The 12,905-nt window shown below is 35.5% G+C and carries 10 protein-coding genes; 3 read left to right on the forward strand and 7 right to left on the reverse strand.

The window, feature by feature from the left end; genetic code table 11:
* The first annotated feature begins 39 nt into the window (after positions 1-39).
* From R2S08_RS05310 to R2S08_RS05320, 3 genes are read left to right on the forward strand one after another with little or no spacing between them, the layout of a single operon-like run.
* Positions 40-330, forward strand: a complete 291-nt coding sequence (locus tag R2S08_RS05310; RefSeq protein ID WP_316834157.1) for a hypothetical protein — start codon at positions 40-42, stop codon at positions 328-330.
* 20 nt (positions 331-350) lie between these two features.
* On the forward strand, positions 351-1,346 hold the full coding sequence (locus tag R2S08_RS05315; protein WP_316834158.1) for a hypothetical protein: 996 nt from the start codon (positions 351-353) through the stop codon (positions 1,344-1,346).
* Between the two features lie 57 nt (positions 1,347-1,403).
* Positions 1,404-1,754, forward strand: coding sequence for a hypothetical protein (locus tag R2S08_RS05320; protein ID WP_316834159.1), 351 nt, complete (start codon positions 1,404-1,406; stop codon positions 1,752-1,754).
* A 45-nt stretch (positions 1,755-1,799) separates the two neighbouring features.
* Here the strand turns inward: R2S08_RS05320 and R2S08_RS05325 are convergent, their stop codons facing one another.
* From R2S08_RS05325 to R2S08_RS05355, 7 genes are all read right to left on the reverse strand, one after another.
* A complete protein-coding gene (locus R2S08_RS05325; RefSeq protein ID WP_316834160.1) occupies positions 1,800-3,239 on the reverse strand; it encodes a TlpA disulfide reductase family protein in 1,440 nt (479 codons plus the stop codon).
* Between the two features lie 312 nt (positions 3,240-3,551).
* Positions 3,552-4,244, reverse strand: a complete 693-nt coding sequence (locus R2S08_RS05330) for a response regulator transcription factor (protein WP_316834161.1) — start codon at positions 4,242-4,244, stop codon at positions 3,552-3,554.
* Positions 4,244-5,749, reverse strand: a complete 1,506-nt coding sequence (locus R2S08_RS05335; protein ID WP_316834162.1) for a HAMP domain-containing sensor histidine kinase — start codon at positions 5,747-5,749, stop codon at positions 4,244-4,246. The genes R2S08_RS05330 and R2S08_RS05335 overlap by 1 nt, the downstream gene beginning before the upstream one ends.
* 127 nt (positions 5,750-5,876) lie before the next feature.
* Positions 5,877-7,007: a TlpA family protein disulfide reductase gene (locus tag R2S08_RS05340; protein ID WP_316834163.1), complete on the reverse strand. Its 1,131-nt coding sequence runs from the start codon at positions 7,005-7,007 to the stop codon at positions 5,877-5,879.
* Between the two features lie 387 nt (positions 7,008-7,394).
* Complete coding sequence (locus R2S08_RS05345) at positions 7,395-10,691, reverse strand: TonB-dependent receptor (RefSeq protein WP_316834164.1); 3,297 nt, start codon at positions 10,689-10,691, stop codon at positions 7,395-7,397.
* Positions 10,692-10,877: 186 nt separating this feature from the next.
* Positions 10,878-12,017, reverse strand: a complete 1,140-nt coding sequence (locus R2S08_RS05350) for a FecR family protein (RefSeq protein WP_316834165.1) — start codon at positions 12,015-12,017, stop codon at positions 10,878-10,880.
* Between the two features lie 123 nt (positions 12,018-12,140).
* Positions 12,141-12,722, reverse strand: a complete 582-nt coding sequence (locus R2S08_RS05355; protein ID WP_316834166.1) for an RNA polymerase sigma factor — start codon at positions 12,720-12,722, stop codon at positions 12,141-12,143.
* Positions 12,723-12,905: the final 183 nt, after the last annotated feature.

Here is a 12,905-nt window from a genome sequence, read left to right on the forward strand (position 1 = left end):
ATTGAAACAACTAAAGTCTAATATAGATTATTAAAAACAATGAAAAAGCTAATTTTAAACAAAAGTAAATTTACAGGTTTAGAGATCCTAAGTAGGAAACAATTAAAAATGGTAATGGGTGGAGACGCCGGTTCTGGATTTAGTGGTACTCCAGGTGGAAATAATGGAGATCCATGTCCTCAATATTGTATCGGCGGGAAAATAATTGCTGTTAATCAATCAATGAATTATGTCAACACTACGGAAAATTGCAATTCGGTTCCATCTTCATATAGGGACGGGTGTCATAATGCATGTCTACAAGAAGCCACAGGCTCATTTTGGTGCTAACCACAAGCTATAGTAATATAATGAAAAAAATATTTCTTTTACTATTTATCATAAGGGCTAGTTCCTTCTGTTATTGCCAGAACAAAGCAACAATTGCCATAACATTGGAAAATACGGAAACAATTAGAATAGAAAAAACCGCTATAACTTTAATTGAGCAAGGTATGATGGGTGTAGATAACCGTATTTCACCTAATAGGACACAGAATTATAGTCTCTTGAAAATAGACAATCAACACTACTTGTTGGAATGTTTATTAAATAAATCAGAGATATTTTTTTTAAATCTTAGACAAATTTTTATTTCTCCTGGTGATAACATAAAGTTGACTTATAGAGAGTTTCCCAAAAAAAGTAATGGAACCAAACCTTCTGAGATAACAGCAACTGGTAAAAATAACGCCAACTATACCTATTCAAATTTTACAAATACATTTCAGCCAGATAAATATTTTCCAAATTTTGATGATTTACAATACAAAAGTAATTCTAAACTTTTTTACAATGATCTTATTGATTTTTACAATATTTATGACAAAGAAATTAACTCCTTGCTCACTACTAAGGGATGCGATAGAAGATTAATTGATTTTATAAAACGAGAGCATAGATTTTCACTTCTTTTTACCCTCATTTTCGACGAACGTAAGCTATTGAGCAGCCACAATAAGGAACTTAATAGTTTTTCTAAACTAGTGGACTCTACATTTTTAAACTATCTGTTTATTCCTTCTGATACCAGTAATACGGTTACTATGGAAAAAGTGTTTAAGACTTTTCTGGAACGACTTGTATTTGTGAAATTTAAGCAACTTAACACTAATGAGAATTTTAATGCCTTAATTGAATATATAAAGGAATATCCAGATGCTTTTATGAGGGACTATTTAATTTATTATCTAGTTACTGATTACAAGCCGCTATGGAAAAGATACTATTCTATTGAATCATCAAAACTTATTCAAAATATCAAGAATAAAAATATATCAGAAGTTGTTCAAAAGTATAGTTTATAAAAAATGTTTTGTGGAATTAATACTTTAAAGAGAAAATATTTGTTAATACATTAGAGAATGATATTCAAATTCTTCAAGTTTTGCAGCTTCTTTTTGATCGTATCTCTGTTTGCATTGGGTACTATTACGCTTAGTGATGTTTTCATCCATGCAAATGCCTTAAGATTTCAGGTATTAACAGTTATGATTGCGCTTATCTTTGTAGCAATGGGACTTCTATCTCTTTTTTTGTACAGGAATTTCAGCAAACTACACCAGATTTCTACCGGGACATATGCTATTCAGGAACCTTTAACGAAACTGATGTTTGTTTTTGGCATACTGGCTTTATTCATGACCTTTGCGGATTCAATGCTCGCATTTGCCCTATTACAACGGATGATCTCGGGAACAGCATTATTGGGATAGATTATAACAAACTGCTTTCTGCGAGTTACTACAGCGCTTATTCTTTTATTTTAAATATCTGTCAATCAGTAAAGTTAACTTCGGATCGCTAGGTCGTGGAGCATTATCATTTATCATTTTACCATTTTTATCTATTAGTAAGTACCGTGGTATAATGTCAATTTTAAACGTCTTTTTAAACAAGGATTTATCAAAGTTTAATAACAGAAAACTGTTATCATGTAAAGAATCTTCCTTTCCGGCTTTAATCCAATTTTTTACATCTTTATCTATTGAAATAGATTCAAAAACTATGCTTTTATTTTGGTATTGCTTTTTCAAGGCTATCAAGGAGGGTGTTTCTTCCCTACAGGGAATGCACCAACTCGCCCAAACATCTAAGACGATCAGCTTTCCTTTATGTTTGGAAATGGTCTCGTCTATTGTCGTGATAGTTTTACCATCTACTGCCAATAAATTGTCTCTTGTTGTAGATAAAATGGGGCCATTTTCTTTTACAATCTCATACTTAACAACATTTATAAACTGTTCATTAGAACATTGCTCATTATATTTTTTTAAAACTTCTTTCGAAATACCTATATCAGCATTGTGTGCGGATAGTATCGCTTTGGTTATTAAAAAATCTTTCGTTTTACCCTCAAAATTATTCAGGGCGAAAAAGAACATGGTTTCAAATTTCCTATTATCGTTTGCGCTGTAATCAAACCCAGTATTTGATGTCGCCATAGATAAACATCGTACGCAAGCCATTTGATAGATTTGATAGGGCTTATAACCAATGTTATTTATCGTCGAAAGTTTTTGCTGTATGAACTTCTCGTAAAAAGCTTTTCCTAACAGTTCTCTGTTATTGTAAGCAAGAATTAAGGAATCTGTGAATGCTGTACTATTTATACTATTAAGAGCTATTTCAGCAAATTCATTGCTAATTTGTAGCTTTGTTTTATAATCATTCAGGAATTTCAACCTTACATCTTTTAAGTTGTTAATCGTTTCCTCCAGTTGATGAAAACTGGGCAGGTCCGGCGTCTTTTTATGATAAGGGCGAACGTCGAATACATAATATATATTCCCTGTTTCTTTAACCAATTTTCTAAAGAAATTAAGCTCATTTGTTCTTTGATCATTGCCGTTAACATACAATGATAAGGAGTCTGTGCCCGCGTACTTTATGCTTATTCGCTCTCCCGGATAGATTAGAAAGGGAATTTGTTTAGCACTTGTTTCAAACAGTAAAGTTGGTGCATTAAGTATGATTCTTTTTTGAGTGTTAGAAATGGTTACCGGATGCCCGTTGGATAAAGAATCATGGTAATAAAAGCTTAACCTCTTGTTCATTCCATTGTTATCAATGGTGATAACGGTAGCGGAATCGGATGAATTTGCTTTTGCATATACATTAGATTTACCCTTATTACCATAGTTAAAAGAGAGCATCAGAAAGATAATCAATGCACAGGATAGATTTAGTATATACTTCATTTCATTAAGTTACAAACAAATAGCTTTGATTTAGATTTTGCATCCCTGCCACGCCGGGATACTTCAAGCGGCATGTTTTTTTAACATCATGCTTGTTATTGGGGTTGTTCTGTTGCAACTGGCAGCCCCTTTTTGTACAATTCGAAATATTCGCTTTTGCAGCCTAAGCAAGTTACATATTGTGGCAGGATCATTTTAAGTGCTGCACTTTGTATTATGAATAATGGGTATTATATTCTGAATTATCGCCTCTTTATCAGGAATTGGCTACTCTGATAACGATTAGAATGGTCTCTTGGGTGACAGGTAACTTTAAAAAACAAGCTTAAAACCAATTCCTCTTACATTAAGAATTTGAATATTGATATCGGCCGACAAAAGCTTACGTAATTTGCTGATAAAAACATCAAGACTACGCGCATTATAAAAACTATCACTTCCCCACAAAGTACTTAACATTATACCTTTAGGTACAACTTGTTGTTGATTTTGGCACAATAGGTTTAAAACGTCACTTTCCCGAGAGGTTAGCTGTGTTACTATTATACCTCGTACGATGATATTTTTATGTGGAAGAAAAATAAATTCACCTATTTTATACTCTTTTCTAACTGAAGATACTTTTGTTTCCAGGATACCACGCTTGCTTAAATGCACCTGAATCCGGACAATTAACTCTTCGATACTAAATGGCTTTTTTACGTAGTCATTAGCTCCAATTCCAAAACCCGCAACAACATCCTTTGCCTGAGATTTAGCTGTTAAAAATATAATTGGTGTGTGATTATCTTTTATCCTTATATTCTTAGCTACCGTAAAACCATCCATTAATGGCATCATAATATCCAGTACAACTATATCTGGCTTTTTTTCAGCATATTGTTTTAATGCCATCTCTCCATTGGTACATAGAATGACTTTAAAATTCCGTTCCTCCAGACTTTCTCTAACAATATGGCCAAGCGAAATTTCATCTTCAGCTAGTAAAACAGTAAATTCTTCCATTATTTTGAAGGTATAAAAATACTAAACTCAGTTCCTGCATTGATTTCACTTTTTACCGCAATAGTGCCGTTATGAAATTCGACAATAGATTTAACATAACTTAAGCCAAGTCCAATTCCCTTTACATTGTATATATTTCCGCTTGAAACCCTGTAAAACCTATCAAAAATATATTTCTGTTCTGCTACAGGAATCCCGATACCATTATCTTTTATGACTATACCTATATAATTTTTCTGCTTAGCGGCTGCAATGGTGATTTCTACCTTTTCTTTAGCATATTTTACGGCATTGTCTATCAAATTGGTTAACACATTTTTAAAGTGCTCCGGATCAACATTTATCTGGTTTGCGTCCTTGTCTATAACTACAATAAATTGCACCTCTTTAGCCGCTCTAAAATGTTCCATCCCAATAATCTCCTGAACCATATTGGTTAAATCAATTTCACAGATGTTCAATTCAATGCTGTTCCTTTCCTGGGAGGCAAGATTTAATACTTTAGAAACCATACTACTTAATCTACCCAATTCATTTTTAGCAATGGTTAAATATCTGTTTGTTTTTTGAAGATCATTTAAAGCATTGAAATGCTGCATTCCCTCTATAGCTACTGCAATTGTTGAGATAGGTGTTTTAAATTCATGCGTCAAATTATTTATAAAATCATCTTTCATCTCGGATAAGCGTTTCTGTTTTAAGATAATCCAAATCAGGTAAATAAAAGAAGTAACCATGATGAGGATAAGTACAATTGATAAAATACTCCCTGTAATCATTTTAGATAGAATATAGTTATCACGATTGCTAAAACACACCATTACCCATCTTTTTCCATTAGTATAGCCGTTGAGACCTTGCGGTTGATATTCTCTTTCAAAAGTGCCGATAGCAGATTGATTTATGTGCGGTATATTTTCTGATTTGTAAAAGGACATTTTCATCACATCATCTACATTTTTAATTCCACGCATAGATAAATGGCGTAAGATATTTTGTCTGATTTTAATGCTATCTGATTTGAAATACACAGAATCCCGTGTTTGTATAAAGGGAGCCATTATTTCTTCAAACTTGTTTGTCACATCTTTTTGGATCGATTTTGAACCTGCAACATCCTTTTCCACTGTTTCACGAAAAGCTTTGTAATACGGATAATCTATGGCAACCTTTTCCACATCATAACTTATTCTCGCCAAAGGTTTAGACCCGGCTTTATCTCTCACCTGGTCATTTATCTTTATGATCAGTGAATCTCTCTTTTTGGAGAACAAAACTTCCAGACCGGTGAGCATGGAGATTTTTGGGCGCAAAAAATTTCTTACAGAATCTTCTTGCATTCGATTGAGATCTCGTATTGCATAAATTAAGGATTCATCAGCTATTGAATACAGCTTTTTTGATTCATAGGCATACGTTTTATTGATCCAGTCAATTTGAAAGTAAATGATGCCAATAATCGAAACAACAATAGGTACAGCAATAAATAAAAGTTTTCTTTTCATGTTCTAGATATTTTGAAACGAATATATAGCCAGTGTAATCTACCTCTGGAATCCGTTAACATACCTTAACAAACTTAACTAATGTTAGCACATCGACAGTGCTCTTATTGTGAACTATTGAGCGAATCTAATCCAATTTAATGTGCAGATTATCAGATATTATTTTTTTATAGCCATTTACATGATCCTCATTATAACCTATATATCTGGCCAATTCTTTCCCATCTCCATTGGTGAAAATTACTAAGGGAATTGATGTAAAGGTATATTGAGCTTTGACTTCATCGATTTCGCTTTCATTAACAAGAAACTGATCCCAGTTTAACTTTTCCTGACCTAAGGCTATGTCCCAATCTTTCTTCTTTCGATCGATCGATATACTGGCCATATAAAAGTTTTTGTTTTTGATCCTTTCATGCATTTTTCTTAACTGCGGAATTTCTAATCGACATGGCCCGCACCAGCTTGCCCAAAAAATTAGCATATTCAACTTTGCCGTTCTATTAATATTTTCTTTTTTAACTCCTTTATCTGAAGTCAATGACAAAGATTTGCTATTCTCTCCTTCTTCTGGTGAATTCAATATGTGTTCTTTCAAGCGATTTGCAGATCTGGATTTCTGAACATCCTTATCAAAGTATGCGAATATTTCTTTTAATTCATTTTTCGAATACTGCCAACGAGAGGAGGTGATTTTATTTAGAAAATAAAAAGAAAATGAGTTACGTTTAATTGCTTCAACTACATGCTTAAACTTTATCTCCCTTGATTTATCACCAACTTTAGGTATCCATCCAAAATCCCCTTCATCATACTCTTCTAGCAAATCCTGTTCACGGCCCCCTTTTATATTTACCAATGGTCCCCGAGGACGTCCGGATGAAACAGGATAATAGGTAAAACTTGTTGTTCCATGATCTACCATAAAAGTGGAACCAGCCCCATGTTCTTTATGGTCCCTTTTCATCAAAATTTCGTTCCGGATAAAAAAACTTTTTGATTTGTTATTACCGTCATAATAACAAATTGTTGCAGAGAATGGCTCAAAGGGAGTAGAAGGTTTATAATTGAGTTTAAATCTTCCGTCAATGCAATTAGCTGAGTCTAAGATCACATACCATTTAGGGCTTTGAGTTAAATATACTTTCTTAATTGTTTTATCAAATCCACTACCTTCTATAATTACTTCAGATTTATGCGTATTTCTACACAAACTTAACCAACACAAACATAAAGCTATCCCCAATAAAATTTTCATTTTTTTCTAAATTAAAACTCTGTTAAAAATTGACTTAAAGGTCAATGTTAGCAAAAGGAACCTGGTAATATTGACTCTTTCACTGCTATTAGTAGATGGCTTCTTATTCCCCGTTTAATAAAATATTGGTTCTTGTAGCTTAAGCAAGTTACATATTATAGCAAAACCATTTTAAGTGCAGTACCTTGTATTATGAATAACCGGCATTATATTATGAATTATCATCACTTTATCAGGAATTCATGACATGATAATATCCATCGGACTTGACAGATTTATGAATTTTAGAAAAAATATTGGATACCAATCCGAGAAGTGTTTGATAAAGACATACAATAGCTTGTTTTGAAAACAAAACTATTGTATGTCTGTAAAAGGTTTATTTAGTTAAAAAACAACTCTGACACCTGCAGCGAGCCTTACACCTGTCATACCATATGCAAGCGGCCTGCTTTTATCATAGGCAGGTGAGGCTGTACTTGAGGAGAAGGTTTTATCTATTCCGTTGTTGATGTTTGAAGCATCTGCGAAAATGGTAAATCCTTTCTTTATGTTATAGCTAACGGAGCCATCTAACTGCCCATAGTTATTCTGCCATATTTCCTGACCAAAAACATCACTTGGCATGAGCAGGTATTTATCACGATAAGTATAAGCTAATCTGGCTTGCAATTTTCCACCATTGTCGTAATATATGGCTGAGTTAAGGCTGAAACGTGATATGCCAGGAAAAGCAGACGGCTTACCGTTGTTTAAATTTAGTTTACCATCCGAAAACGTGAAATTAGCAATAAAACCAAGGCCTCGTAAAAAGCCGGGTAAAAATTTTAAGGGTTGCTGAAAGGTAATTTCATTCCCTAAAATATTACCACCAGCTTGGTTCTGAGGTTGAGAGAAAGACCTGTATTGCACCCCCAGGAAATTTACATCATTTGTGGTTTCATCGGTAATAAACGACGATAGATCTTTGTAAAAGAAATTGGTTGAAACAATCCCGCCACCAGCGGTGTACCATTCAAAACCTGCATCATAATTAGAGGATTTGTAGGGCTTAAGATTGGCATTTCCGTATTTATTCACAAACAAACTGGTGAAATTTACCGATAATCCCCCTAAGTCACTGAATAAAGGCCTTGTTAAAGATTTAGAGTAGGCTACCCGAAAAAAAGTGTTATCGCTTATTGCAAATTTAAGATTTATGGAAGGCAATAAATTGGTGTAGGAACTGGAGCTGTTTACGCTGGTTGTTCCTCCGGTTAATGTAGGAATACCAATTCCATCAACAAACTTCACTGTAAAGCTCTGCACAAAACTTGTTACATCCGAATGGGTATTTACAACTCTAAGCCCTGCATTTCCAGTAAAGGGAATGTCGCCTAATGTGCCCTTCAAATTGGCCTGAAAATAACCGCCAATTGTTTTCTCATGGATATCAAAGGATTGGTTTGGGTTATAGATGTTGGTTTCTACAGCTCCGGCCTGCATTAATTTGCTGTAAGTTCCTTCAATATTTGTTGGGAAGGTGAGGCTGGAATAATTTAAAGGAAAACCACCATTTAGAAAATTACTTATCCCTGGGGCGTTGGGTACACTGGCTGCAGGTAGCGAAATCTGTGTTCCGGTCCCGTCGCTTTTTGTCTGGTTCACTGTGCCGTCATATTCGCTGATATTTTTTTCGCGGTTACTATACCTTACACCAAATTTTATAGATGAAATGAAAGAACTTTTAATCTGTTTTTCCACATCGGCTTTAGAAGAGTATTCCTGGTCACGATTTGAACGATTGGTAATTCCATTATTGCGGGTGTGTAGGCTATCAACCGAAAATGCATTGGAGTGTACAGGTACAACGGCAATATAATTTTGGTTTACATTAACGTTGACGGGTGTTGAAGGATTATTTGTCACAAATACAACTCCTCTATCATTCATTGAACCGTCTGCTCTTGCATATGCAGCATCAAAATCCAGTTTCCACCCATTTGAATTGTGGGTAATATGATACCCTGTATTGTAAATATTATCCACGGATTTTTGATCATCTGCTATAGTTGATGGCCCTGCGGAATTAACAGAATAATTGATAGCAGTATTCGAAGAGCTGACCTGTAATCCTGGCCATTGAACGCTTCCATCCGGATTGGTTCCGGTGCTTCCAATATAACCGCCAAAAGGTTGTGCAGTGAAAATAATCTGTGTAGAACTAGAAAGCAGGTTTCTTCTGCTGTATAAGAAGTCCAGTGACATGGTTGTTTTGGGATCCAGCTTCCATTGGACAGCCCCATTCAGAGAAAGCCGCTTTCTCTTCTCGTTAAAGGATTCCAAATTTGAGGAAAACGGAAAGTAAACATTGTTTAGGTTCGCTTTGCCACCGCCATTGTTGTCAAATGTATTTTTAGCCTTAAACATGGCTTCCGGGGCATATCCAAAACCTTCTGCTTTATCTTCTCTTATCTGCCGCTCTGAATAGGCAACATTCAACAAAGCGCCAAAGGTGTTTGCTTTATTCACCCAGGAACCGATCGCAGAAAAATCTCCTCCAAGTTTACGCCCAAAAGTATGATCCTGTTCTCTGTAGGAGAATGCATATTTATTACCCATGGTAAGCGGTTTAGCTGTTTTAATATCCACTACACCTCCAATTCCTCCTTCTGTTTGCTCAGCAGCCCCTGTTTTATAAACTTCTATGCTTTGAATGATCTCAGAGGGTAACACATCATAATTCGTTTCCCTTCCGGTGCTGCTTTGTGCACCTCCAGAAATCGTCGAGTTAAAAGATTCAGTTGCGCTGACCAATGTTCTTCCATTAATACTCCCCGCTACAAACTGGGGGCCAAGTCCTCTTATCGAGACAAAGTCACCTTCTCCTCTGTTTCTTTGAATAGCAACACCGGGTACCCTTTGCAAGGCTTCGGCAATATTTTTATCTGGCAACTTTCCGGCATCTTCAGCAGTAATGGCATCTAAAAATTGATTGCTTGCCTTCTTAATGTTCAATGAGCGTTTCTGGGCTCCGCTAATTCCGCTGACAACAAATTCCGATAATTGTGATGTATTCTCCTCCATTTTCACCTCTATAAAGGTTCTGTTATCAATCGCTATCTCTACTTTTTGATAGCCAATTAAGCTAAACACCAATACTCCGGTTTTCGGTGCATTTATTAAAAAAGAGCCATCTTTTGTCGTTTTTGTACCTTTACCAGGTGCCCCTTTTAACATGACGGATACATTTTCTAAGGGTTCACCTTTCGCATTGGTCACTTTACCGGTAATGCTGATGTCAATGGATGCGGAAACAACTGCCCTTGTTCCGCCTTCGAGGGGGACTTTTGGGCTAACAACAATTGTTTTATTATCAATGGTGTAACTTAGCCCGCTATTTTCCAAGCACTTGTCCAGCACCTCAACAAGAGGGGTAGATTTGAAATTGGCATTAATTTGTTTTTTACTGGTCAATTGATTTGATGACCACAGAATATTATAACCGGTTTGTTTGTTAATTACTCTAAAGACGCTGTTTAGCGAAATATCTCTTTGTACCAGAGTAACCGTTTGGCCAAAGCCGGTAGCTCTTACCTGCATAATGGCCACACAAATAATCAACACAGTTAATTTCATCACGTTCACAATTTTTCGGACATAACGATTTACGTCATATCCAAATTCAATATAAAGTTTATACATTTGGTTATCTGTTTAGGTTGTTAATGATTGTTCGTTCAATAAATTAATCAGGACTTCTACAGGTAATCGATCAGGAGCATCGCAAGTGTTCCTGATTTTTTATACTGTATACCCTCTTTTGGCGCAATTCGTTACGAGGACTCTTCAGCATTTTTCATGGTTAATTGTTTAGGTTTTAAATTGTATTTATTTATCGAGCATAATTATTTTATGATCACTGATTTTAGCCTTTACTTCTCCGGTGCGTTCCAGCATATGTAAAAGTTCGGAAATATTAACAGAGCGTGTAATGATACCTGACAGTACCTTTTCTTTTGACTGCTCATTTTCAAAAACCACCTCCATATTATACCACCTTGATATCTGACGCATAATGCTTCCCAGGTTCTCGTTGTTAAAATTAAATTGTCCATTTTTCCAGGCAATGGTATTGTCAATATCCACTTTCCGTATATCTATACGATTGCCTTTTAAGGAAGACTGCTGCCCGGGTTTTAGTATAGTGGCATTAGGTTCAGAAGCAGATAAGGCCCCAGATGTTGATACCTTTACAGCGCCTTCAACCAAGGTTGTTTTAATGGACTGCTCATCAGCATAGGCATTGATATTGAAATGAGTACCTATATCTTCAACAACTTGCCCTTTTGTGACCACACGAAAAGGCATTTTGTTATGATGAACGACCTCGAAATAACCTTCGCCAGTCAACTCTACTGTTCGTTCATGACCAGAGAAAGAAGTTGGGTATCTTAATGTAGAAGCTGCATTTAACCATACCTGGGTTCCATCGGCCAAAGTAAGTTGATATTGCCCTCCCCGAGGTACCTCTATGAAATTATAGGCTGTTGTTTGAGTACTGGGTGTTGCTCCTGCATGGTACACCAATTGCCCGTTTTTAGTTTTTTTTATGGTAACGCTGCCCTCATCGGCCAGCTTGCCATTTTGGGCACCGGTAAGAATAATTTTCTTACCGTCAGCTAACGTCAGGATTGCTTTATTACTCCCTGGTTGAAGGTCATAAGTCTTATTTTTAGCAATTGGTTGTTTTACAGGTGTTTTATAGAATACATGATAAGAGCCCAAGCCTAATAGTAACAATACAGCTGCTGCTGCTGAATATTTCCATAAGCTTTTCTTGTAATTTTTAGGTATCTGCTTTTCTTCAAGGATTGAACCGATTTCAAGGCTCATATGTTCTTCTAATAACAAGTCTAATTCATTAGTTGTTAAAAGACCAAAGAAAGCTTGCAACTCATCCTCTGTTACTTTCCCGGCAACGTAACGGTTAATGAGTTTTTTCTTATCGTTTTCGTTCAAGCTTGTCATTTATATTTCGGTTTATATAATGCTTGACGACGGAAGCGTACGTATCGGGTACCCTTAAATCAAAAATAAAACACAACCAACTAACAATCAGAACATTAATTTACAATACTTATGATTTATGGCTTATAAAAGCAGCAGAAATAAAGGTATACCTAAGCCCTTTTTGGTGGCCTCCTTTAGAATCTTCATGGAGCGAACCATGTGTTTTTTTATTGCATGACTTGAAATTCCTAATATTTTGGCAGCCTCATCATACGATTTATATTGCTGTCGGCACAGTTTAAACACTGTGCGTGTTTGCTCGGGCATGGTAGCAAGCACATTTTCAATAAAATTCATGTAATCAAGAAACTCCTGATTTTCCTCCACTACGTTCAAACTGGGAGGATAATTTTGCAAGAGCAGTCCCATAGCCTTTTCTTCAACGGAAGCTCTCTTTAAAAAATCAAAGGACATCCGTTTGGCCATGGTAAATATATAAGCACCGAATTCTATGATATCTGTCTGCGCTCTCTGTTCCCAGATTTTCAAAAAAATGTTCTGGCATATGTCCTTGGAAAGCTCAGATGATTTTAGGTATTTACGAATAAATTTAAAAAGACGATCATGATATCGGTTATACAACTCTAAATACGCACTATGATTACACTCCTTTACCAGAATAAATAGTTCGTTGTCTGATAGCGCTTTATATTTCTTTACCAATGGATTTTAATATATATTAAAGTTAATCAATTAAAATCGCCAATACTTATTAAAATACCACAAATCGATACTTGAATTTAATTCACAAACTTGATAAGTTAATAGCTATTTATCCTTCTTCGTTACCAGCACCCCGGCAGTGTAGTAATAAACTTCATGTAAATATTACAACGATTGTGGGGC

Source organism: Pedobacter nutrimenti, assembly GCF_032678445.1.
GTDB lineage: Bacteria > Bacteroidota > Bacteroidia > Sphingobacteriales > Sphingobacteriaceae > Pedobacter > Pedobacter nutrimenti_A.

Bases quoted from the DNA above. Each gene is read 5' to 3' on its own strand.
- R2S08_RS05325 (WP_316834160.1), bottom strand. From the start codon at position 3,239: ATGAAGTATATACTAAATCTATCCTGTGCATTGATTATCTTTCTGATG.
- R2S08_RS05330 (WP_316834161.1), bottom strand. From the start codon at position 4,244: ATGGAAGAATTTACTGTTTTACTAGCTGAAGATGAAATTTCGCTTGGC.
- R2S08_RS05315 (WP_316834158.1), top strand. From the start codon at position 351: ATGAAAAAAATATTTCTTTTACTATTTATCATAAGGGCTAGTTCCTTC.
- R2S08_RS05340 (WP_316834163.1), bottom strand. From the start codon at position 7,007: ATGAAAATTTTATTGGGGATAGCTTTATGTTTGTGTTGGTTAAGTTTG.
- R2S08_RS05310 (WP_316834157.1), top strand. From the start codon at position 40: ATGAAAAAGCTAATTTTAAACAAAAGTAAATTTACAGGTTTAGAGATC.
- R2S08_RS05335 (WP_316834162.1), bottom strand. From the start codon at position 5,749: ATGAAAAGAAAACTTTTATTTATTGCTGTACCTATTGTTGTTTCGATT.
- R2S08_RS05345 (WP_316834164.1), bottom strand. From the start codon at position 10,691: ATGTATAAACTTTATATTGAATTTGGATATGACGTAAATCGTTATGTC.
- R2S08_RS05320 (WP_316834159.1), top strand. From the start codon at position 1,404: ATGATATTCAAATTCTTCAAGTTTTGCAGCTTCTTTTTGATCGTATCT.
- R2S08_RS05350 (WP_316834165.1), bottom strand. From the start codon at position 12,017: ATGACAAGCTTGAACGAAAACGATAAGAAAAAACTCATTAACCGTTAC.